This is a genomic window from Sphingobacterium athyrii, assembly GCF_003071065.1.
GTDB classification, from domain to species: Bacteria; Bacteroidota; Bacteroidia; order Sphingobacteriales; family Sphingobacteriaceae; genus Sphingobacterium; species Sphingobacterium athyrii.
This window is the reverse complement of sequence record NZ_QCXX01000003.1, coordinates 366842-388554: the sequence shown is the minus strand read 5'-3', so window position 1 is coordinate 388554 and position 21713 is coordinate 366842. Positions and strand designations below refer to the sequence as shown.

Here is a 21713-nt window from a genome sequence, read left to right as displayed (position 1 = left end):
GAGTTCAGTTATGTTCCTTATAACTGGACTCTTTTTTCAAATAAAGTTAGGAACTGATTTAGGATAATGCCCCAATTATGAATAGGCATAGTCCACTTTTTAGAGATTTCTCTCAAAGCCAAATATACAGATTTTAGTACGGCATCATCACTGGGAAATGACAGTTTATTCTTTGTGTATTTACGAATCTTCCCATTCATGTTTTCGATGATATTGGTCGTGTAGATAATTCTTCGGATCTCAAGTGGAAAGTCGTAAAAGACGGTCAGTTCGTCCCAGTTCTCCTTCCATGATCTTACTGCATAAGGATACTTGGATTCCCATCTATCGGCAAAGTCTGCCAGTGCGGCTTGTGCAGCCTGTTTACTGGTGTACCCACCGCAGTAATCATAAACATCTGACTCCCCTCTCCTGAGATTTCGTCGATATCTACACTAAGCCCAATAATAGCATCAGCACGAATCGCCTGTGCACGCTGCTTGAGCGTTTCGGTAACACGCTTGTACATCTCCTGCATCTTCTTCTCATAGCTGGTAGAGCGACCTCCAAAGAAATCTACATAGCTCGCTCCTATATCGCTAAAAATATTGTTGCCGATGACAACATTGGCTGCTATTGGATCATTATATCGTGAAATCTCCCTCCCTTTGATGGAATTGGTCGTGGTTACTATCATGGCATGATACTTTTCATTCGGGCAAGGTTAATACCCAAACCTACTATACATTATTTATTCTGAATTAATATGTTTACAGATATTAACTTCAAGATTATTACACACTTTGTAAGGCTAAGCTAGTGGTTTATAAAAAAGGTTAGTTACGGGAAACCGTAAGTAATTCTATAAAATGGAGATTTTCCTTATATTGATATCCGTAAAAACACGGATATAGTATTTTGCTTTTGGATGCGTAGTTTTGTTATCCTACGTGTTATCAATCAGAAGAATAAGTGAGATTAATATAATAGTAAACATGAAAATATATCCTCTAAAAGACGGTGATTTCAGTGTCGATAAGAATAAAAATTTCACCTATCTGGAAGATACTGAAAACGATAAAAATTTAAAAATCGCTGTGCAGCCTTTCCTTATTGAAACAGCTGATAACCTAGTATTGCTAGATGCAGGATTAGGCTGGACGGAAAACGGAATTCCAAAAATTCATAATAACATTATAAAAGCAGGATTTCAACCAGAAGATGTTAAGCTAGCTATGCTTTCTCATCTGCACAAAGACCACATTAACGGACTTGTGAATAGAGCGAAAAATGATTGGACGCTTAATTTTCCAAATGCTGAAGTCTATATACAAAAGCGTGAATATGATTTTGCACTTTCAAAAGATGGGAGCCCTTCTTTTGATTTGGATGTTTTGAAGTTCATTGTTGAGAATGCCAATATTATCTGGATGGATTCTGATAAAGGAAGTATTACTTCAGAGATTGATTTCGAAGTTACCGGCGGACATACCCCTTATCATCAGGTTTTCTGGATTAAAGATAATGGAGGGACAGCTTTTTATGGTGCGGACAATCTTCCTCAAATGGGATATTTAAACTATCAAATAGCATTTAAAACTGATTATGATGGCAAAAAAGCGATGGAAGAACGAATCATTTGGAAGAAAAGAGCAAAAGAAGGACAATGGAAAATCCTTCTTTATCATGATATTGAAAATAAAATAATTACCCTCTATGACAAGTAAGCTCCTCCCCTAGCTAAAAGTTGAGATTGCGCGCTCGCGAATCTCCAAGACATTCAACCCTGCCTCTTCCAATTTCTGCGAGGCTTGCTGCTCGATTAAATCCTTTAACAGGACTAAGGTCTGGTCAAATTGGACGTGTTTGCCAATTACAAAAGAAAGATCATACTCAACTTCTTCCCAGGTAGAGATATCCGCATGATTGTGCTGTAGCTGTACCTCTAACTTGTCAATGGCATTGGCGACCTTGGCTTCAAAGGTTTTCTTCTCTTCAAATTCATAGAAAAGATCATAGATCTCTTGTCCGTTACTTGTGGCCACCATCTGCCTGATCTTGAGAATGGCCTGTTCTTCATTTTGCTGTTTGATCTTTCTGATCTCCCGATTGCGGATCTGATCCAATACGGAGACGTCTCCCGCTTCTGCTTCAACAAGGTCATGGATAATGATCATTTTTAACAGACGGGCTAAATCTACCTCCTGATCCAAAAGCGGCTCAATCAATATCGCCATGAGCGACATGCGCCAGGTATGCTCGGCAACACTCTCCTGTCTCCCATGGACAACCAGCTATGCCGTAGTTCGAACTTTAGTTTCTCAGCCAGCTGCAGCACATCCATTATCGCAGCCAATTGTTGTAGCTTAATTTGATCACTCATCATAGTAATATATAATACGTAAGTCTATTTTGATATCTATCGGTTAAATAGCACGACTAATCTACTAAATTCGACGCATGAACGATACTGTTTTTCGATGAACATATAATTCATCACGACGAAAAAACAAATCTGCCTAGCAACAGCGGGGCGTGGTGTAACTACTTGCTGCGTTACCATACTTATCTGTCATATAGTGCATCATTTTTTCAAATAGACTATGTTGATATTTTTTGATCATCATTTCTTATTTGCTTCTCTTTGGATTGATAGGCATTGGATTTATTTTTACCAAATTGCCAGGAGAGCGAAAGCCCAAAAGAGCGGAAAGGTATGGAAAAATTCCCTGTTTGAATAAAATTTGGTGAGGCTGAGTAATTTCCTAAGTTCTTAATATTATTAAAAGGATCAACAATTGAAATCCCAACAACTGCTGCATCTTTCAAAATCTTTTTCTTGAATGAGATATTCAATAAGTTGAATGCGGCAAACTCTCCCTGAAATGTTATTTGAGGTGAATCATAAAACAGATATGAATCAAAGGTATAGCCTCTCCCTAAATTTACATCCATCCCTACAAAGGTCTTATACATTATAGAGGTTTTATTCGGTTCTTTAATGGAATTAGAAAAATCTTTATATGGAGAATTTGAATATGTATAAACATCCAGATTAGCTTTTAAATTAAACCGTTTGAGAAATTTTAAGGATCCATAAAAATTGGTTCCAAAACTTTTGTTCCTTCCAATATTTTCAAATGTTTGCAACATGACTATATTACCATTTTCAATAATCTGCTGTGCTACTGGCTCAATTATATTGTTTGTACTCTTATAATAAAGAGAAACATTAATTTGTCCAGTACTCTTAAAGAAGTTAAAATCACCACCAATCTCAATATTATTGATAATTTCTGATTTAAGTCTTGGATTGCCCTGGATCTGACTTGTTCTATCAGTATTATTCCTGAAAGGGTTTAGATAGTATAAGCTTGGTCGCTGAATTCTTTTTCCATATAGAATTTTAAAAGTTGAATTCTTCGAATATGAATAAGAAAAAGCTATGTTGGGAAATAGGTTATCTGATTTGTTGGAAAAATCAGATGAGCTACTGGTTTCATCCCCTTTCAAAATAGTCTTTTCCCATCTTACTCCACCATTAATATTAAATGATTCACCAATAGGCATTCCAGCTATAGCATATCCTGCTATGAAATTTTGATGATATTTAAACGAGTAACTTCGGTTACTATCATGCTGAATACTTCCATCTGTGCCCGAGGTATCAATGTTAACGACTGAATTAATATTTCGATCTACTATTTTTGCACCAAAATCTAGCGAAAGTGAGCTAATGGGATATTTAAAGTCTAATTGAGCTGTATATTCATGATTGTTGCCAAGATTTCTGCCAGATTCTATGTGATTGTCATAATTGGAATGGTACTTTAAGTCGTTCTTACCTTTTAAATATTGAAATGACAAGGTCATTTCTTTACCACTAGATCCGAACTTTCTAATATAATCTGTACTAAAATCAAAATTGCCTATAGGTTGTTTATTATCTACAGCTCCGACAAATTCATTTTCTGCATAGTGGCTATGAATGTTGTTGTTTGTCATAATAACTAGATTATTAAAATTTACATTCGCAACAAACATTTGAAGTGAATCCAAAGAAAAATCCATAGCAACAGCGAACTGAGTTCCATTTCTTCGATTTCTACTATCATTTTTTTGAGAAAATATTGGTTCTCCCTGGGCTGTTAAATTCTCCGTCGTAATAACACTTGCAATTGGATAACTCCATGAATTACCGATACTCCCTGTAATTCCAAAACGACCTATTCGTCCTGCTAAATTACTGCTCTGATTGCTTTGTCGTGTTCCAAATGTTGCGCCCACGCCGCCATTTAATCCTTGTACCGTTAACCGGTTTGTAATGATGTTAATTATTCCTCCTCCCCCTTCAACATCGTATTTCAATGAAGGATTGGTCATAATTTCAACTGATTTAATCTGACTAGACGGTATCATGCGTAGGGCATCAGCTATATTTCCACTCATAATTCCTGATGGTTTACCATCAATAAGAATCTTCACGTGTTGATTACCCCGAAGTGCAACTTTTCCATCATAACCAAGTGAAACCATTGGTAATTTTCTAAAAACATCCTCACCTGTCGTGCCCAATAAAGAAGGGTCGTTTGAGACATGATAAATCATTTTATCTAATTTGTTCTCAATTACTGGAACGCTTTTCGTCACCAAAACTGTTTCCAACACATTTCCTTTTTCAAGATATATCGTACCTAAATTCAGTTCAATGCTATCATTTGGTGTTTTTATATTTTCCAAATATTTATCCTTATAACCAACTAAACTAATTTTTACATCGACGTACTCGAGTGAATCTAATCTAAATTGAAACTTACCATTTTTATCGGCCACTAAAGAAATTAAACGATTCCCTCTATGAAAAACAGTTACATTTGAAAACTCTAGAGACTGATAAGATATCGAATCCTTTATTTGTCCGTATACTACCTTTTCTGTTTTTTTAGACATCCGTTGCTGCGAAAAGGAGCTTACTGGCAAGAAAACAATAGATAAAACAAGCAGTAAAGAAGTAAAAATAAATCTGATAGCCATTTTTTATTTTAAAATTAGCTCCGGCCATGCCTAGGATTAAAATCTTTTACGTTAACACCTTGATATTTTACGCAAATCGTTAATTGAATTATATTTTTCCTATTAACTTTAAAAACGATATCTTCCATATGCTTACCGCTATTAATTTATGAAACAACGTCTGTAATTATGAATCGAAAAAAATATGAAATAATATTATTAGTCTGGGTCTTGTCATTCGTGTATCTGCTATTTGGCGCTCTTGTATTTAATAAGGCTTCTTTGATAGGCATAACTTTAATAGTAGAATCTCAAATTATTTTATTGATTATAATATTGTTGACTGCAACGTATATTTTTCCGAAAAATTGGGAAAGAAAACGATGGGGGCTAATAGCTATTCAGATAATAGGCTTAAATCTGATATGTGTGCTAATTAAATATGTGATGGAAGAGGAAATCTTTGTAAGCTTTTTAGGCTTTCCCAAAAGCCAGAATTTAAATCCCCTATTTTTTGTATATGATAACTTCTATTACTCGCTACCAAGCTTTTTCATTGGTTTCATTACATTTCTCATTTTTAGAACTTTCACGATAGAAAAACGTAATAGTGAATTAAAAGTTTCAGTACATGAAGCGGAGCTAAATCTACTAAAATCTCAAATTAACCCACATTTTCTGTACAATGTACTTAATTATATGTATTCTATTTCCTTACCCCTTTCGCCAACACTAACCAATACCATCTCAAAGTTGGCAAGTACAATGCGATATACTTTAACGAAGTCCGAGGTTCAGACCTCTCCTTTAAATGAGGAAATCGAATTCGTTCAAGACTATATAGACTTACAATCAACTCAGTTTGATCAAGGAATACATTATAACTTTATTAGGGCAACAGATAATGATAATATAATGGTTCCTACAATGGTTTTAGTTACTTTTATTGAAAACGCTTTTAAACATGGAATTGTTGATGACCCCAGATTTCCTCTTAAGATCAAAATAACCGCACTGAAAAATAAGATAGAATTTGAGATTGAAAACTATATTAATCAAAATTTAAAAGACCCTACTGGCGGCATTGGATTAGCTAATGTGAAACGTAGATTAGCACTCCTATTACCTGGCAAGCATATTCTTCAGATTTCCGCTGAGAATGATCTCTATTCAGTTCACCTCAAAATGTTTTTATAACATGAAAAATAGTATTCAGTGCGTAATAATAGATGATCAAATGTTTGCTGTAGACATTTTAAGAAATCACTTACTCCATTTTCCAGAGTTTTCATTAGCATATTATGGCACCGATGTATATGAGGCTTTAAGAATTATTGAAAGTTCAAAAATAGACCTGATTTTTCTTGATATACAAATGCCTGACATGAATGGTTTACAATTTTTAAAATTGTGTAAAAATAAAAGCAAATTCATCTTCACTACTGCCTATTCTCAATATGCTTTCGATGGATATGAAAACGACGTTATTGATTTTTTATTAAAACCGATAACTTTTGAACGCTTCGAAAAATCAATAGCTAAATTTCAACATATTTTACAGATTGGTTCAAACCAGGAAACCGAATCTCGAAAAGATTACATATTGATTAAGGGGGACTCTAAACAGAAATATTTCAAGGTAAAATTACAAGATATATTGTATATAAAAGGCTTAAACAATTATATATGTGTCTATACAACCACACAGTCCATTATTACATACATGAATCTAAAGGATTTTATAACCACTTTACCGTCACATAAATTTTGTCGAATACATAGATCGTTTATTGTTTCAATTGATCAGATCATATGTGTTGAAAAAGATACCGTTAAGATCTCTAATGAGGTAATACCTATCGGTTCTTCCTATAAAAAAGATTTTTTTCAACTATGGAAATTAAAGGTCTTATAAACGCTTTACATGAATAGGTAAATTCACAAATAGAAAATCTACCTGTTTTTGACCTGAAACGCTTACATTACTTTATTACAAACAACAATGATAAAGTTAACGCTGCTTTTTTATGTTAAATTTAAACAAATCTTAAAACACGTGGCAAAGAATTGAAGAACAAAAACAGCTAACTCGTATTTATACACCCTATCCTTTTTGGACACTTGTTCCTGGACAAATATTGAATAGCCGTGTTGAGATATCAATTAGCAAAACAGGAAAAGAAATAAAAAGAAAGATCGTTAAAATATCTCTTGAAAACCCGTGGGGTATTTATGATACCAATGATGAGGCTATTTTTGAAGTCTTTGATGGGGATGTTGTGATTTATTATCCGCCTCTACTAGTGCTCCCCTCCTATCAAGACAAAGGGGTTGGGCGTTTGATTATCGATAAAATGCAAGAGATTTATAAGGGTTTTCATATGCAGATGTTTATTGCTGATGGAAATGCTATCGACTTTTACAAAAGAACGATTTTGAACGAGCTGGTCAAACAGAGCCGATGTGGATCTATTCTGGTGTTGATCATTAAATTTGAGGAAACAATAAAGCTCGACAGTAATAATAGGATGATACAAACATTACAAATATCATATAGTAATTCCCTATTAGATTCTAATTCACAGATTGAGAGGAATTGGATTTACTATTTAATATCCCAAAGATCTAATTGAGTTAGAAACGATTGAAGAATTACACCACGTAGAGTTCACAAAAGATAACCTTGTCTTTAGTAAGCCAAATAGCATAAAAGGAAAGCCTATTCATTAATTTTGTTGACAACGTATTTGATAAACCAATTTGGAAGCTTGTTTTCCGGCAATAAAATGGTGATCCCGCCGTGCAATACTTCCGCTATCAAAACCATTGTTTCACCAGAGTTATCAAATAAGTAAGCTTTTTCACAAGCTTTAATTGCAGGTAATAAATTAGTAAGTGTACGATAGTATCTGTCGACGATTTTATCCTGTGGCACACCATGGCCGCCTTTTTCCTTTCTAATTTCAACCCGGGAAATATTAATCAATGGATCATCCAAGCAAACAAAATAAAGATAGGTCTTAAATTTTCTTTCACTTGCTTCATCAATTTCCTCCAGTTTGGATGGATGGCTCATTACTGTCTCAAATGAATAGCTGATACCATTTTCGAGTAAATGATAACGTATAAAAGAGGTAATAAGTGAAGCCTCATAACTATGGGTATCCCTAGACTTGTCCACGATCATATTTTCGCGAATAGCAATGGATATAGGATGTCCAGATTTTTCGGCTTTTTGTAATAAGGTTATAGATTGATCCTGGCCAAGAAATCGATCCAAGTCTTCCTGAGTAAGCTTCAATCCAAAGCGACTAAGATTTATAAAGCCTGTTTTACCAATCTCCTGTTCAATCTCGTCCGAATTAACAAAATAGCCAGTATTAAACTGGCTACTGATCTGTTTGTATAAAGTTGATTTACCCGAACCATTTGGACCGGCAAATACCCTTAACCTTTTGGCTCTAGGCATAAAACAATACCTTTTTTTAATTTAATTTTACTCTTTATCCGATCTATTTTTTTTATAATCTGACGGCTCCCGTCCACACGTTTTTCAACGACATATCCGTCCTCGACAACCTGGATCGATAGATCTAAAGCCCGGTTTTCCTTATTCGCAATTTCAGAAGCCTGTTTCGCTGCTTGATTTAACTTTTTGCGTTCTTCTCTCATTTCTAATGTTGATGCCATAATAACCTCCGTCGTCTAAATATACAAAATATTCACCATACTTGTTTAGGATAAGGATATATTTAGAACTAAATCTCGTAAAACAAAATTATGAATTTTTGCAAATGCATTTATAGAATTTTTTCGGCCAATAGTTTCCGGCTTATATTTTTAAATTTGCGAACACATGATACTGGAAATCAAATACAGACCTGCATTAAAAAGTGATCTAGAGTTTCTGTTGGATCTCAGGATACAGACGATGAATGCGCATTTAATAGCTAGCTCTTTACCGGTCTCAGACGAAGCTCATCTGCAAAGAATTAATTATCAATTTGAACACGCCCTAATAATTGAGATAGATAAACGTGCTATAGGGCTATTAAAAATAGTGAGGCAAGCGGATAATATCGAGCTGATACAAATTCAGATAGCTGCCCCCTATCAGGGCAAAGGAATCGGTAGGAGAATATTAAGTGATTTGATAGAAGAAGCTATTGAATTAGAAAAAACGATAACATTGAGTGTCCTAAAGACAAATAAAGCTAAAAATCTTTATTCAAATGTTGGTTTCAATATTGTTGGTGAGACCGATGATTCCTACCTGATGTTGTTTGAAAAGTACAGACCATCATAAAAATGCTGAACTTTTAACGTACCTAAATTAAATTGACAGTTTTATGGAGACTGTAGCGTAAACTGTAATAGCCACTACTTGATCTGACAGTTGGGTGTTCTAGTGGCTATTACACCTTAATCGTATTTGTAATCTAAAGAAACCTTCTTTTTTTTGTAATTCATTTACTACTTTCGCTGGAATAGATAAGTCTTTAAAATAATAAATTTTGAGGATCAAAACTTCAAACAAAATATTCCTTCCTGACATTTCCAATTGCCTAAGCCTCCTGCCTAATATTTTCCCAAGTGCTTTTTGTCATTTCAAACTTAACCTCTTTACTGCCGTGCATTCCGTTTCTCTCCCAACCTGATTTCAGATAAAACCCTTCTGCTCTTGAATTAGGAGCTGTGCCCAGCCATACAAATTTCTTTCCTGTAGAAAAATACCAGTCAAGCATCATTTGATGGAGCTTGCGGCCTATTCCTTGTCCTTCAAATTCTGGTGCTAAGAAAAGTGCCCAGATATTATCTTCTTTTAAATCTGCAATCGCAAAACCTACAATTTGGTCATCTATCTCACAAACCCAGCCCTTTCCCCGCTCAAATAAAAATTCTGCGCAGTCTTTATCACTTACCAGTGTTGGATCAGAAAGCGTATTTTCTTTCACAGAATTTCTAACGATCTGGATCTGTTTAATATCTTCAATTTTTGCTTCTCTAAATTTCATGGTTATAAAAGGCTAATAATTCAATTTTTAAATATTTTGAGCGTGCCAATATAATTATATTCAGCAAATGGATAGTTAATATTCACAAAATATTATCAAAGAAAAATTAATACCACAAGGATTTGACCCAATATATATATTTGAAGAAACAACTTTCTCAATATAATCGAATAAAAATATTATGACCAATAAATCCACAAACCTTAAAGATGGAAAAAGTTTGTAATTTTTCAGCGCTTTAACGGAAGGTGGATTACATTCCTTAAATAGCGCTATTGGTTAGCTGCTGATCCAAATTATCACTCCGCTACCCGACAATCGAACCCAGCTCATGCTGATAGTTATCTACCTCCGACTGGGCATCAGGAAACGTATAGGTCCAAGACCGACCATCGGCAGCAGTTTCCAAAAGGGTGAATGTTTGTCATTATGATTAATATGCATAGTTAAATATAATTCTTTTCTAGCCTATAATATGTCCGTCCTGCGCACTTACACGAACGAGCTTCCCCTGTTTATTGTACACCAGCTGCAGCCCATGTTCCTGCTCCCAATCGCAATCGCAAAGCAGTTGCAGATATACACCTTTATCTTCATACGGCTCGCGGCTTACATATAGCCCGGTAAATTTTACAAACTGCCACACCTCTTCAGGCTGCTTCATCTTCCACATCGCATCATCAGCATCATCGTAACCAATGGCGTCCAAAAAATCCATGCAATTTTGGTACACATATGCCGATACCGTAAGGCGTTGGCTGTTATCCTGTGCCAAGAAGTTACGTAACAGTTCATCCGCTTCCTCGATAAAAGAATGGTCTTCATTTGGATTAAAATCCGTAAACGAAACCGGCATTTTTTCATTGTTGAAGAAGGGAATGTCGACCTCATCTATGGCCGTCCACCAATCATCATACTCCGTATTAGTTAATCTGCCGACAACGGCGGACTGTATCTCGGTTTGGGTGATGGGAGCCGGTTTGGTGACAATTGGCACCTTGTTGGCCAGTGATTCAAAAATAGTACGTTTTGTTGCTTCATCACGCTCGATAAAATTATTGAGCTGCTGTGACAGTTCCTTGATATTAGTGATCCGGGTTATTCCTTTTGCGGATATCCTGATAGTAAAATCCCCTATAGCAGCATCATATTGCATAGAGACATATTGATAATCATAAGTGGGCAGTTCAAAATATGTATAGGCGTTTATGGTATAACACGCCATACAATATCGGAAATCATCTGTTTGATAAGTTTCGTTATTGGGACTGCAATTTAGGGAAGGGTGGTACTTACGTATGATAAGCAAAATATTATGGTCCGCGCTTACGGTAGCCAGCGGGTATCGCTTTAAAAAACCATTCAATGTTTTGTTTAACCTGTTACGGCTAGTTTGCAGCAATTCTCCCGGTTTTTCAAGTTCCCATCCAGTCATTATTTATTATATATTAATGATACTACCCCAAAGTTACTAAAAAATAAAATTTTTCGCTATTGGCTGGCAAAAGAAAAGTCCTGCATGACACATCAGCTATTCACCGTAAATGCCTTTTCATCCCCCCGCTAATCCGCAGCAGTTTATGCTAAATACTTGGGCGATATGGAAGTGCAAGAGATACACGAAAAAATAAATACCACCGAAAATAGTGCAATGGCTAGCGTGCGCATATTGTGATGTTTTTCAATTTCTTTCATAGGCTATGGTTAATATCCAAGCCTAATATACATTGTTTATGCTACCTGCTATTAACTTTCAAGATTATTATAAGCTGTAAGGCTACGATATTGGTTTATAATCGCTGGCCCGTAGCGGGAATTTATAGGGATACTTACCATACACATCAAAATAAGGGGCAAGTTCTGTTTTTGGCAATGCCTCGCTCAAGGCAGTACAAAATGCTTCTTCATCCAATGGATCAATGTCGGAGATCTTAAAGCTATCTAATATCTCCCGCAGCTCTGCCATTTCGCTTTCATAAAAGGCCTGACAATCCTCTCCTGCTTCCATCCGCTGTTGAAGGTCTTTACATTCCCGTATATGTTCGAGTATAGCGGCACAATCGTTGGAACGGAATTCAAATTCATATCCCATTCTTTTTAAGGCCCGGAAAACTGCCCTGTAAAAAATAGCCAGATCAAAATTCATGCTGAATGAAGGGATATTCAATAAATGGTATTCGCGTAAATCCTTACCCAAAGCAATACGATCCTGATCTAAGAATACCGGGAAAAGTGCTTTATATACATCTTCGTCCAAAATGGTGACTCTCATTTGATGGACATCGACCATGTTCCAGAAAAAACTGATTTCTGTAACGATCTTTGTGAGAATATATAAAACCGTTTGCTCATTATTGTCAGTATCGGGCGCTATTTTCTTATCTCTGCTAATACGTGCGATAAACTGTTCACTTTGGATAAGATCGTTTACAGCTACGGGCTTTGGGTCCTGTGATGAAAGCGAAAGATCGTAATGGATCAGATAGGATAAATCGTCTAGCTCACGAACAAAATTTATGTCTCTTCTAAAAATACTTTCGTTAAATGATCTTGCTCCGAGTGTTTTAACGATAGATGGGACTTCATCTTTTAATGAAAAAAATATGGCAATTACTTCTTCAACACTTATAGGTTGATAAGGCAAAAGATCAAAATCAGGAAATCTTTTCATTCGCAATAAAAATAAAGTTAAAGCGGTACTTAGTATAATATAAATACGTGGACGCTTGAAAATAATAGGTTTTAATTTAGCTTAAGATACGACTTTTTATTGTATTTCGCCTAATGAGATGAGATTTAGTTTGAACAACGCTTCAATTTACGTCCTGGAAACATTAGATCGTCGGGCTATCTGAACTCCACTAATTTTTGATTAAATTTTTATATCGTTATGGACGGTAATGGAGATACACATACTAAGGATGGATTGGCGAAACTTTTAGTATATTAGTTTCGCTAATACAGTTATTATCTGAAATTTCCCAAAAGCGATTCACAATGAATGAAGTAGAAAAAATAAAGCAACAGATTGTAAGAAAAGCTATAGAATTTAAAACAGGAGGTTTTAGGCCAACAAATTCCATTTCTGAAAGTTGGATAGGAAAAGTTTACTTATACAAAGAAGATGAAGAAATTCCGAAAGACAAAAATGGAAATCTAATGTTGCCTTTGTTCCAACTTTGCTTAGAAGATATTGAAATTAGACCTGATATTTTAGCTGATACAATGGTAATTACTGTTTTTATAGCAGAAGAACTTCCAATGGATATAACAGCCAACGGAGATGAATGGGTATTGCGAGAATATAAAAAATCAGACAAATTAATAATTAAAGAATTAAACAATCCTGATTCAGGACTAAAACCATTTCCCCTAAAACCTTCAAAAATAGAAGAAGATTATCCTGTGTGGGATGGTGGTGGTTTAACAAGTGAAATGGAAAATGAAATATTAAAACTTGAAGATTCGGGAATAATTGAAGGTTATTATGATATAGCTGCAAATAAATATGGACACAAACTTGGAGGTTATCCAAGCTTTTGTCAACCAGGTGTTTATTTTGGCAACGACTTTGAATTTGTATTTCAAATTGCATCCGACGACAAAGCAAACTTGAATATAGTTGATAGCGGAACGATGTATTTTGCTAAAAATGCGAAAACAGAAGAATGGAATTTCTACTGTGACTTTTATTAAAAAAACAGCAGAGCTTAGCTCAGCACAACTGAGTACTGAGTGGAAACACAAATCATCGAGTTTGAATACCCCTTGTTATCACCTAAAAAGGCATTGTCACCACTCGTGCTTTATATTTACCTTTTTCAATCGTAAATAAAACCGCATATCCACCCGCTCCATCACTATTTACAGAAGTGATATATAAAATATCATTTAAATCATCATAGTAACATGCTGCAAATTCATTGTTGACATTAAAGAGGTTTTCAATTTCCTTTTCCGGAACTAGGACAGTCCTACCCTTTATTTTTGCTTCTATGGATATGTAATGGCTTGAAGGGATTCCACCATCTGTTCCCCATAGCTTTTGCCCTTTAAACTTGTCTACAACGGTATAGCCTTCATATTTAGTCGATGAAAAGTAACTTTTATTTTTTTCGTAATCGAACTTGTCGGACCTCATTTCCACAGTGACATCATTTGATCTAAATGTTGCCCTGCTTTCATCAAAGGATATATTGGGAATATGCTTATAAGATTCAATAAATTTAATTCTTGTATTGTGTACGTATCCAGTAACACTTTTGTTTTGACTGTTGATGTAATCAATACTTACCCAATCGTCGAGTTTTTGATCGGGAAAGGCATAGACAATTTCATCAGCAGCGATTTTGGAAACAATTGCGCTATTAGCTGTGGCTTGTTTCCTCACATTTACATAACCATCTTTGTCAATGATTTTTGCAAACTGTGCATTAGCTAATTGGCTTGCTGCGAGAAAAAATAATGCTAATAGATATCTATGGTTCATTTGCTATAAAATAGTTATCAAGATATTAGCTCCCATTCCTAAACAATTACGTCAAACGATCTGCCAAACTAATGGCTCCTATATACGGGAACCTCGTATTGCAAATTACGAATTCCGGCCCAGGAGATTTTGAAGCAAATTGACCAATTTAAATAAAAACATAAAAGTAAATAAAATTTAGTTTAAACTTCTCAGCATGATAGTCAAAATTGACCAAAGTTCTTCAGTACTATCTCCCAATGATTCGAAGAAAGATGGAACGCCAGACAAACCATCAATACCGGAATAAAGTTGAAGAAGTGATTCATTTATAAGGTCAGCTTTGGGAAACGTTCCGTGAAGTTTTCCTCCTTCAACAAGTCATAGACTTACAACAAGCGACTTGACAAAACAGCTCCACTTTCGTATCTTGGATACGGCTACGTTTACTTCGCCAAGTCACCGCGACAGTTATCTGCAAGCATAATACGATACATCAAGACAATAAAATTGAATATATGACACCGACAGAAAAACTAACATCCATTTTGACCGAACAGTATATTTCAGAAGATGGAGACGAATATAAAGTAGAACTAAAAGGAGGTTTGACCAACCAAGAGATCGACGAATTAGCCACACGACTGCCGACAGGACAAATTCCGACAGAGATAAGAGAATTGCTAAAATTTGCAAGCGGTTTTGAATTTTTCGGACTTGAAGAAGTCACATTTGACGGAGTAGGTCAATTTGGATTTGAAGAGTTTTTTCCTAATTCAGTTCTGCTAGCGGGAGATGGATTTGGGAATTTTTGGATTTTAGATGTTGACAAAAATGGAGGTTGGAGAAGCGTGTTTTATGTGTGCCACGATCCAGCAGTAATCGTAAAACACTCGGACAACTTAACTCAGTTTATAGAACACATTAACGATTTTGGAAAAAATAGGAATAAGTCAAACCTTGACATTATTCACGAAAAAGTGGTCATGGATATTTGGAGCAAAGGAGATGGATTTATTGAACTTGAAAACGCAAGACAATCTAACGACACAACTTTGAAAAACTTTGCATTATCACTTCCTGACAATTTTGTAATTGCAGACTTGAGACACAAACAAATTCAAAGCGGATTTGCGTGGGGCAAATTTGGGCCTAACATTGACAAAGCAAAACGACACGAAACGGAATTAATGTGGGGAATTGAAAAGCCAATAAAAAAAGGATTTTTATCAAAACTATTTGGACGATAATGATAAAATAGGCAATCTGAAAATTTTTCTTTCTTTCAATGATTTTATAAAAACGCTATCTGCTGAACGATGTACTGATTTATGATCATTATCTTGTCCACAGCTGGTCAAAGTTAATGTTGTCAGCAGGACAATCATTGTCAATTGTATCTTCATATCTTGGTTGCATTTTTCTGGTCTATAACGCTCCACGATAGCCATCACATCTTCTAAGTTGCTGATTGATAAATACTCTTCTCCTTTAAATTGACAAAGAAATAACTGGTGCATCTGCTATTAACTTTCTGTAAGACTACGATATTGGTTTATAATCGCTGGCCCGCAGCGGGTATTTATAGGGATACTTACCATACACATCAAAATAAGGGGCAAGTTCTGTTTTTGGCAATGCTTCGCTCAAGGCAGCACAAAATGCTTCTTCATCCAATGGATCAATGTCAGAGATCTTAAAGCTATCTAATATCTCCCGCAGCTCTGCCATTTCGCTTTCATATAAGGCCTGACAATCCTCCCCTGCTTCCATCCGCTGTTGAAGGTCTTTACATTCCCGTATATGTTCGAGTATAGCGGCACAATCGTTGGAACGGAATTCAAATTCATATCCAATTCTTTTTAAGGCCCGGAAAACTGCCCTGTAAAAAATAGCCAGATCAAAATTCATGCTGAATGAAGGGATATCCAATAAATGGTATTCGCGCAAATCCTTACCCAAAGCAATACGATCCTGATCTAAGAATACCGGGAATAGTGCTTTATATATATCTTCGTCCAAAATGGCGACTTTCATTTGATGGACATCGACCATGTTCCAAAAAAAACTGATTTCTGTAACGATCTTTGTGAGAATATATAAAACCGTTTGCTCATTATTGTCAGTATCGGGGGCTATTTTCTTATCTCTGCTAATACGTGCGATAAACTGTTCACTTTGGATAAGATCGTTTGCAGCTAGGGGCTTTGGGTCCTGTGATGAAAGCGAAAGATCGTAATGGATCAGATAGGATAAATCGTCTAGCTCACGAACAAAATTTATGTCTCTTCTAAAAATACTTTCGTTAAATGATCTTGCTCCCAGTGTTTTAACGATAGATGGGACTTCGTCTTTTAATGAAAAAAATATGGCAATTACTTCTTCAACACTTATAGGTTGATAAGGCAAAAGATCAAAATCAGGAAATCTTTTCATTCGCAATAAAAATAAAGTTAAAGCGGTACTTAGTATAATATAAATACGTGAACGCTTGAAAATAATAGGTTTTAATTTAGCTTAAGATACGACTTTTTATTGTATTTCGCCTAATGAGATAGGATTTAGTTTGAATAACGCTTTAATTTACGTCCTGGAAACATTAGATCGTAGGGCTATCTGACCTCCACTAATTTTTGATTAAATTTTTATATCGTTATGGACGGAGCCTTCGATTTAAAAAATTTCATGCAATAAGTATCAAATAATCTCATTGAATTATTCTTCTGTTACGTATCCGCCCGATAAACATTTCCGGTGTCAAATCTCCTAAACAGCTGTGAGGTCTGAAGGTGTTGTATTCCACCTTCCAGACTTCAATTTTTTCCTTGGCATCTATCCCTTCTATACCGTAACGGACACGTGTTTCAGCAATGCTTTTTATGCGAAGGCGTAACGGACCGTCATCGCGTCTATTGTGCTTATAATACCAAACTGAGGTGCTCAGCAGAGATACCTCGCATGCTCTGTGTAGGGCTTTAGACCCCAAGCCATACATAGTTTGACAGCATTGAGTATAAAATGCTTACAGGTTATGCTTATAGTTATCACAAAGAAAAAAATATTTTTTATAGGAGCGCATCAGATTTATGATATTTTTGAATATTTAATTAACCGTATGAATAAACTCAAAAAGTATATCAAAGACAAAAATTGGGTAGAAGTGCTAAATCAATGTAAAGTGCTGAATCCCGATGAACGTGCAGCAACTATACAATACTTGCATTCGTTGGATATTGATCGCGATATTTTAGAAAAGGATGGCCATAGCTTAGATGTAATGGCTCGACTTGATTTTTATGAGAACCGTAAACGGGTTTATGCCACGCTAAATTTTGCACTTATCGCCTGTACCCGCCAATTCGAGGACATCGCAAAGATTGAATACTTAAAAGGAGAATGGCGTTGGAGCCCGTTAACCTCCTACCTAAACAATCCTGCTATTGGTGTAGAACCCTTACTGGCTTTTTATCAGCTATTCCCGTCCGACTATCTAGGTAAAATAGTTAAGGCATCACAAAAGGACCGATTCCGCGGTATTGATTTCAAGGTACTATGGGCATTTTACGAACAAGGTTGGATCGCTTTTGATGAAAGCTATTTTGTTACTCGTTTGTTTACGCTAACAATGTTTGACAGAGATACGGAAGAGGAAGCTGATTTTTTATTGACAAATCCGGATGCCATCGACAAGGTGTTTCTTCGATTCCACAAATATGAGATTCCTGTGCTCGACATTTCTAAATGGAAAGCCCGTGAGGGATTTGTGTGTAAAAAGGTGACTGAATATTGGACGGAAGTTATACAGATCATGCAGGAGAAGGGTTATGTATTTGACCGTGCTATTATTCCCTGTTTAATGGAATCGCTGCTCAACAACTGGAAGAAACCACACTTAGATTGGCATATCCGACTGTTGAGCTTGTTTAATACCACACAATATGATTATCTGCAGCAGCAACAGCTCTTGTTTTCGCTACTAAATACCGGTAATACCAGCCTTATAAATTTTTCGGTCAAACAGATCAAGACAATCTATAAAATGGATGGTTTTGATGAAAATGGATTTATTGATCATGTGAGTACTATTTTCCCAAAGGAGAAAATAGAAAAATCACTGCTGCTGTGCTTGGATATCCTCGATCACATTCTGAAAAAAGAAGAATATAGCACGCTTGACATTTCCACAGAGCTATCCATGCTGCTACTCCAGACTGATTCAAAAGTACAGGAAAAAGGCGCCCAACTTTTAGTGGGACAGGCTGACCCGGAAATACTGAAAGATCTCGTTGAACCGCACCATAGTAATTTAAAACTCAAGACCCTCGAAATTCTCGGCTTAGCGCATGCGACTCCCCACAAAGCGGACGCCGCTTTTGAAGAGGAGGCAGAACAACTCGAACAGGTCACGATTCCTTCGACCTGGGATGCTCTGTTATTTCAGATCGGTGATTTCATCAGAACGAAGTCTGCCTTAGATTTCGACCTCTTCCTCGAAGGGCTGAATCAGTTGCAGAACGATATCCCTAAAGACTACAAAAAACAATTAAAACCCTATTGCAAGCAGCTGTTCAGCCGGTTTTGGGATATTGACTACATGGGCTTTTTCGCTAATTTTATGCATTATTGGATTGGCGATGATAATCTGGAAAAATCAAGCGATGAAAATGACAGCATTCCCTTTACACAGCACAAGCTGGATTGGATGCAGCAAAAGCTCAAAAGTAACAACAGCTTGCCATTTCTGTCCACGCCGAGTCACCGCCCATTTTATCTGCACCCTAAAGTACTGGTAAAACGCCTGCTCGCGTATGAGCAAAAAAAGGTAGCTATTGAAATGGAAGATCTGATCGTGGCCTGTAATAGACTGTTATATAAACAAACAGATGAAGAGACCATTCGCCTTGTGAAGACCTTAAAGGGCAATTATGCTGCAGCAATACAATACTATTTAGGAGCTACAGACGAGGTTAAACCCACAGCGGATGTATTGGCACTCTGGACGCAGGTAACACGGATCAAACAGCTGGATCATATATTTCCGGAATTTGAAAATACAGCGGCCAAAAATTATCCGGCTGTCGCTACCCCATTTGAGATTTCATTCGAAATTATCATTGACAAAAACGAATACTCAACCTGGCACAGGATGTTGCTGGAACATAATTGGAATTATAGTTGGTTTAAAAGGGAAGAAACCAAATATTATCCCCCACTCTTTTATAATACAGCGCCTTTTTCAACGGCATTTCGGGAGGCCATTGCTTTTCAACTCAGTTTAACTCCACAATACATTGGTCCGCTGCTATGTCGGTATATCCCAGATACAGCTTCGGGAAATGAAGTAAGGAAAATGGAACACTGCCTCTACCCAATGCAGTTTTTGATGGATCAACGCCTTGAGATACATGGTAGCGGATGGCTATATATTGCTGTTTGTTTATTGTTTGAAAAGAAAATTTCGAGGGATCTTGCCGCAGAATATATTCAGTTTTCACTGATAGATAGAAAAAGGGATCTTTCTTACCTTGCTCATGCTATCGGCAAACTAATTGCCGGCGGATATGCACCTGTTAATAGGTTTATAGAATATTTAGATCGTCCTTTTGTTTCACAGCAGGTCAAAGAGTTCCAGTTATTATGCTTAGAAAAGACCCTAGAACACCTTGATGGTGAGCGGCTCCCTATAAACAGCAAGAAATTAGTCACTTATTATGTAGAGGTTTCGGCCCAACTTAATAAGGAAGCAAATCAGGCATTTTTAAGTAAAGTAAAACGCAAATGAATGTAGACTTTGAATATCAGTATCAACATACTTCTACGATCGCTATGGAAGGGCGGGATAAATCGTTTATCCTAGCGCATTGTTCTGAAGTTGAGCAGGACAATCAGGTTCCTTGCTTCTTTCATGGCAACATTATCAATTCATTTGTCGCTTCAAAATGTTTAAGTACACTCGGTAAAACAGTACGCTCCCATTTTGCGATTAGCCCAGATCAGCGCATCAATATGCGGGATCCGATCGTTTCTGTCGGTAATGGTCAGCTTCATTTTGAAGCTTTTTCATCCTGTAACAGTGTTTACGCGCGCATTGACGTACAGCAAACAGGAATTGACGGAGAGTTTATTCAATCGGGCTGTACCAATGTTGACTTTAACGATCTGACGATCCGGGCTTTCAATACCGTCGGCCGGACAGATAAGTTGATCGTTGGCGTAGGTGCCAATGAGCTGAAGGTCATTACTGCGCGCACGGAGAGTACCGAGAAAAAAGTGAGTTTGCCTGATCGCTGGATTAAAGGATTAGGAAATGTCCAGGTCTACTTAGCGCAAATGGAGCTTGCTTTTAAATTGAACAAAATTGAAGCCTTGCAACTCTTTAAAGCCATACCTAAAACAGCGGTTAAGCCCGAGTACTTTTTATTTAGATCTGGGAGCAGCTATACTTTTTCCGCCGTTGCCAAACCCAATAGTTTAAAGATAGGTGGTGTTCACAGGCTCAATCTACTTGAAAACCTATTGGTGCATATAGACAGTATTTCCTTCTATAAACACGAAGATCAGCAAAGTACAGCGGTAATACTTGACTTCAAGGACATACAAATGCTGTTTTTACTTTCGGATGGGGTATACCGGGGATTTTCCGGTGAAAGTAAGCATATCGAAAACCTACTGGTTCAACTGCCAGAAGAATGGCTTTTGGGCATCAATAATTATTTTAAAACCAATGAGGTTTTTCAACCCACGCTAGTTTCAATAGAACATGACATTCAGCTGGGGACAATGGAAACTATGCAGGCCTCACTTTCCAGTATGGGATTATTGGGTTACGATTTATTAAACAACAATTATTTTTACAGAAAGCTTCCCTTTAAGCTTTCACGCTTAAAACGCTTTAATCCAAGGTTGCAAAATGCAATTAAGTTGTTTGATGGAGATGCTGTGCGACTCCTGCAGAATGACAAAAATGGTATTAGGGCTGAAGTGAAAGGCAGTGCTGACCTGAGTTATATTGTCGTCGGTAGAGGTAATGATCTGCAATGTACCTGTACCTGGTTTACGAATAACAGGACGAATAGAGGGCTCTGCAAACATATCATGGCGGTAAAGATGAAGCTGAGTGAATAGTCTACTTGTCTTTGTTCATGGTAAAAGTCAGGTTCAACTAGAAATTATTAAGCTATCTATGCTTTCTCATTTTGCATAAAGGCCTCATTAACGGACTTGTGAATAACGAGAAA

The 21713-nt window shown here is 36.5% G+C and carries 22 protein-coding genes; 9 read left to right on the top strand and 13 right to left on the bottom strand.

The window, feature by feature from the left end:
* Positions 1 to 17: 17 nt before the first annotated feature.
* Positions 18 to 344 carry a transposase gene (locus DCO56_RS12345; protein WP_425444073.1) on the bottom strand — a complete coding sequence of 109 codons (327 nt, stop codon included), beginning with the start codon at positions 342 to 344 and terminating at the stop codon, positions 18 to 20.
* A complete protein-coding gene (locus DCO56_RS12340; protein ID WP_108634077.1) occupies positions 296 to 676 on the bottom strand; it encodes a YbjQ family protein in 381 nt (126 codons plus the stop codon). Before DCO56_RS12340 ends, DCO56_RS12345 begins: the two co-directional genes overlap by 49 nt.
* A 298-nt stretch (positions 677 to 974) precedes the next feature.
* On the opposite strand from DCO56_RS12340, the gene DCO56_RS12335 reads away from it, so the two are divergent.
* Positions 975 to 1706, top strand: coding sequence for an MBL fold metallo-hydrolase (locus tag DCO56_RS12335; RefSeq protein ID WP_108634076.1), 732 nt, complete (start codon positions 975 to 977; stop codon positions 1704 to 1706).
* Between the two features lie 9 nt (positions 1707 to 1715).
* Here DCO56_RS12335 and DCO56_RS12330 read toward each other — a convergent pair whose 3' ends face one another.
* A complete protein-coding gene (locus tag DCO56_RS12330; RefSeq protein WP_245935829.1) occupies positions 1716 to 2216 on the bottom strand; it encodes an HD domain-containing protein in 501 nt (166 codons plus the stop codon).
* A 364-nt stretch (positions 2217 to 2580) separates the two neighbouring features.
* The gene (locus DCO56_RS12325) at positions 2581 to 5013 is read right to left on the bottom strand and encodes an outer membrane beta-barrel family protein (protein ID WP_108634075.1); all 2433 of its coding nucleotides are present in this window, start codon (positions 5011 to 5013) and stop codon (positions 2581 to 2583) included.
* 168 nt (positions 5014 to 5181) lie between these two features.
* On the opposite strand from DCO56_RS12325, the gene DCO56_RS12320 reads away from it, so the two are divergent.
* From DCO56_RS12320 to DCO56_RS12310, 3 genes are all read left to right on the top strand, one after another.
* Positions 5182 to 6189 (top strand): sensor histidine kinase, encoded by a 1008-nt coding sequence (locus tag DCO56_RS12320; RefSeq protein ID WP_108634074.1) that lies wholly within the window; start codon positions 5182 to 5184, stop codon positions 6187 to 6189.
* A 1-nt stretch (position 6190) separates the two neighbouring features.
* Positions 6191 to 6907 carry a LytR/AlgR family response regulator transcription factor gene (locus DCO56_RS12315; RefSeq protein WP_181390536.1) on the top strand — a complete coding sequence of 239 codons (717 nt, stop codon included), beginning with the start codon at positions 6191 to 6193 and terminating at the stop codon, positions 6905 to 6907.
* Positions 6908 to 7130: 223 nt separating this feature from the next.
* Positions 7131 to 7625: a GNAT family N-acetyltransferase gene (locus tag DCO56_RS12310; protein WP_108634072.1), complete on the top strand. Its 495-nt coding sequence runs from the start codon at positions 7131 to 7133 to the stop codon at positions 7623 to 7625.
* Positions 7626 to 7711: 86 nt separating this feature from the next.
* Here DCO56_RS12310 and DCO56_RS12305 read toward each other — a convergent pair whose 3' ends face one another.
* Both DCO56_RS12305 and DCO56_RS12300 read right to left on the bottom strand, forming a co-directional pair.
* Complete coding sequence (locus DCO56_RS12305; protein WP_108634071.1) at positions 7712 to 8461, bottom strand: ATPase; 750 nt, start codon at positions 8459 to 8461, stop codon at positions 7712 to 7714.
* Positions 8440 to 8682 carry a hypothetical protein gene (locus tag DCO56_RS12300; protein WP_108634070.1) on the bottom strand — a complete coding sequence of 81 codons (243 nt, stop codon included), beginning with the start codon at positions 8680 to 8682 and terminating at the stop codon, positions 8440 to 8442. The genes DCO56_RS12305 and DCO56_RS12300 overlap by 22 nt, the downstream gene beginning before the upstream one ends.
* 166 nt (positions 8683 to 8848) lie before the next feature.
* Between DCO56_RS12300 and DCO56_RS12295 the strand changes: the two genes are divergently transcribed.
* Positions 8849 to 9298 carry a GNAT family N-acetyltransferase gene (locus DCO56_RS12295; protein ID WP_219929382.1) on the top strand — a complete coding sequence of 150 codons (450 nt, stop codon included), beginning with the start codon at positions 8849 to 8851 and terminating at the stop codon, positions 9296 to 9298.
* 259 nt (positions 9299 to 9557) lie between these two features.
* Here the strand turns inward: DCO56_RS12295 and DCO56_RS12290 are convergent, their stop codons facing one another.
* From DCO56_RS12290 to DCO56_RS12280, 3 genes are all read right to left on the bottom strand, one after another.
* Positions 9558 to 10007, bottom strand: coding sequence for a GNAT family N-acetyltransferase (locus tag DCO56_RS12290; protein WP_108634069.1), 450 nt, complete (start codon positions 10005 to 10007; stop codon positions 9558 to 9560).
* Positions 10008 to 10470: 463 nt separating this feature from the next.
* Positions 10471 to 11442: a DUF6985 domain-containing protein gene (locus DCO56_RS29560; RefSeq protein ID WP_219929381.1), complete on the bottom strand. Its 972-nt coding sequence runs from the start codon at positions 11440 to 11442 to the stop codon at positions 10471 to 10473.
* Positions 11443 to 11784: 342 nt separating this feature from the next.
* Positions 11785 to 12678, bottom strand: a complete 894-nt coding sequence (locus tag DCO56_RS12280; RefSeq protein ID WP_108634068.1) for a hypothetical protein — start codon at positions 12676 to 12678, stop codon at positions 11785 to 11787.
* Between the two features lie 326 nt (positions 12679 to 13004).
* Here DCO56_RS12280 and DCO56_RS12275 point away from each other — a divergent pair, with 326 nt between their 5' ends.
* A complete protein-coding gene (locus tag DCO56_RS12275; protein WP_108634067.1) occupies positions 13005 to 13703 on the top strand; it encodes a DUF1963 domain-containing protein in 699 nt (232 codons plus the stop codon).
* Positions 13704 to 13785: 82 nt separating this feature from the next.
* Here DCO56_RS12275 and DCO56_RS12270 read toward each other — a convergent pair whose 3' ends face one another.
* Positions 13786 to 14496, bottom strand: a complete 711-nt coding sequence (locus DCO56_RS12270; protein WP_108634066.1) for an SH3 domain-containing protein — start codon at positions 14494 to 14496, stop codon at positions 13786 to 13788.
* A 497-nt stretch (positions 14497 to 14993) separates the two neighbouring features.
* Here DCO56_RS12270 and DCO56_RS12265 point away from each other — a divergent pair, with 497 nt between their 5' ends.
* Positions 14994 to 15725, top strand: coding sequence for an SMI1/KNR4 family protein (locus DCO56_RS12265; RefSeq protein WP_108634065.1), 732 nt, complete (start codon positions 14994 to 14996; stop codon positions 15723 to 15725).
* Here the strand turns inward: DCO56_RS12265 and DCO56_RS12260 are convergent.
* From DCO56_RS12260 to DCO56_RS12250, 3 genes are all read right to left on the bottom strand, one after another.
* Positions 15711 to 15995 (bottom strand): hypothetical protein, encoded by a 285-nt coding sequence (locus DCO56_RS12260; protein WP_108634064.1) that lies wholly within the window; start codon positions 15993 to 15995, stop codon positions 15711 to 15713. The two genes, DCO56_RS12265 and DCO56_RS12260, sit on opposite strands and share 15 nt — an antisense overlap.
* 22 nt (positions 15996 to 16017) lie before the next feature.
* Positions 16018 to 16911 (bottom strand): hypothetical protein, encoded by an 894-nt coding sequence (locus tag DCO56_RS12255; protein WP_108634063.1) that lies wholly within the window; start codon positions 16909 to 16911, stop codon positions 16018 to 16020.
* Positions 16912 to 17182: 271 nt separating this feature from the next.
* Positions 17183 to 17461: an integrase core domain-containing protein gene (locus tag DCO56_RS12250; RefSeq protein WP_181390535.1), complete on the bottom strand. Its 279-nt coding sequence runs from the start codon at positions 17459 to 17461 to the stop codon at positions 17183 to 17185.
* Between the two features lie 129 nt (positions 17462 to 17590).
* Here DCO56_RS12250 and DCO56_RS12245 point away from each other — a divergent pair, with 129 nt between their 5' ends.
* Both DCO56_RS12245 and DCO56_RS12240 read left to right on the top strand, forming a co-directional pair.
* Positions 17591 to 20257 (top strand): DUF6493 family protein, encoded by a 2667-nt coding sequence (locus DCO56_RS12245; RefSeq protein ID WP_146191045.1) that lies wholly within the window; start codon positions 17591 to 17593, stop codon positions 20255 to 20257.
* Positions 20254 to 21600 (top strand): SWIM zinc finger family protein, encoded by a 1347-nt coding sequence (locus tag DCO56_RS12240; protein ID WP_108634060.1) that lies wholly within the window; start codon positions 20254 to 20256, stop codon positions 21598 to 21600. The genes DCO56_RS12245 and DCO56_RS12240 overlap by 4 nt, the downstream gene beginning before the upstream one ends.
* The last annotated feature ends 113 nt before the right edge of the window (positions 21601 to 21713 follow it).

Bases quoted from the DNA above. Each gene is read 5' to 3' on its own strand.
- DCO56_RS12270 (WP_108634066.1), bottom strand. From the start codon at position 14,496: ATGAACCATAGATATCTATTAGCATTATTTTTTCTCGCAGCAAGCCAA.
- DCO56_RS12275 (WP_108634067.1), top strand. From the start codon at position 13,005: ATGAATGAAGTAGAAAAAATAAAGCAACAGATTGTAAGAAAAGCTATA.
- DCO56_RS29560 (WP_219929381.1), bottom strand. From the start codon at position 11,442: ATGACTGGATGGGAACTTGAAAAACCGGGAGAATTGCTGCAAACTAGC.
- DCO56_RS12290 (WP_108634069.1), bottom strand. From the start codon at position 10,007: ATGAAATTTAGAGAAGCAAAAATTGAAGATATTAAACAGATCCAGATC.
- DCO56_RS12265 (WP_108634065.1), top strand. From the start codon at position 14,994: ATGACACCGACAGAAAAACTAACATCCATTTTGACCGAACAGTATATT.
- DCO56_RS12320 (WP_108634074.1), top strand. From the start codon at position 5,182: ATGAATCGAAAAAAATATGAAATAATATTATTAGTCTGGGTCTTGTCA.
- DCO56_RS12325 (WP_108634075.1), bottom strand. From the start codon at position 5,013: ATGGCTATCAGATTTATTTTTACTTCTTTACTGCTTGTTTTATCTATT.
- DCO56_RS12255 (WP_108634063.1), bottom strand. From the start codon at position 16,911: ATGAAAAGATTTCCTGATTTTGATCTTTTGCCTTATCAACCTATAAGT.
- DCO56_RS12280 (WP_108634068.1), bottom strand. From the start codon at position 12,678: ATGAAAAGATTTCCTGATTTTGATCTTTTGCCTTATCAACCTATAAGT.
- DCO56_RS12315 (WP_181390536.1), top strand. From the start codon at position 6,191: ATGAAAAATAGTATTCAGTGCGTAATAATAGATGATCAAATGTTTGCT.
- DCO56_RS12305 (WP_108634071.1), bottom strand. From the start codon at position 8,461: ATGCCTAGAGCCAAAAGGTTAAGGGTATTTGCCGGTCCAAATGGTTCG.
- DCO56_RS12240 (WP_108634060.1), top strand. From the start codon at position 20,254: ATGAATGTAGACTTTGAATATCAGTATCAACATACTTCTACGATCGCT.
- DCO56_RS12295 (WP_219929382.1), top strand. From the start codon at position 8,849: ATGATACTGGAAATCAAATACAGACCTGCATTAAAAAGTGATCTAGAG.
- DCO56_RS12300 (WP_108634070.1), bottom strand. From the start codon at position 8,682: ATGGCATCAACATTAGAAATGAGAGAAGAACGCAAAAAGTTAAATCAA.
- DCO56_RS12335 (WP_108634076.1), top strand. From the start codon at position 975: ATGAAAATATATCCTCTAAAAGACGGTGATTTCAGTGTCGATAAGAAT.
- DCO56_RS12245 (WP_146191045.1), top strand. From the start codon at position 17,591: ATGAATAAACTCAAAAAGTATATCAAAGACAAAAATTGGGTAGAAGTG.
- DCO56_RS12260 (WP_108634064.1), bottom strand. From the start codon at position 15,995: ATGCACCAGTTATTTCTTTGTCAATTTAAAGGAGAAGAGTATTTATCA.
- DCO56_RS12330 (WP_245935829.1), bottom strand. From the start codon at position 2,216: ATGGCGATATTGATTGAGCCGCTTTTGGATCAGGAGGTAGATTTAGCC.
- DCO56_RS12340 (WP_108634077.1), bottom strand. From the start codon at position 676: ATGATAGTAACCACGACCAATTCCATCAAAGGGAGGGAGATTTCACGA.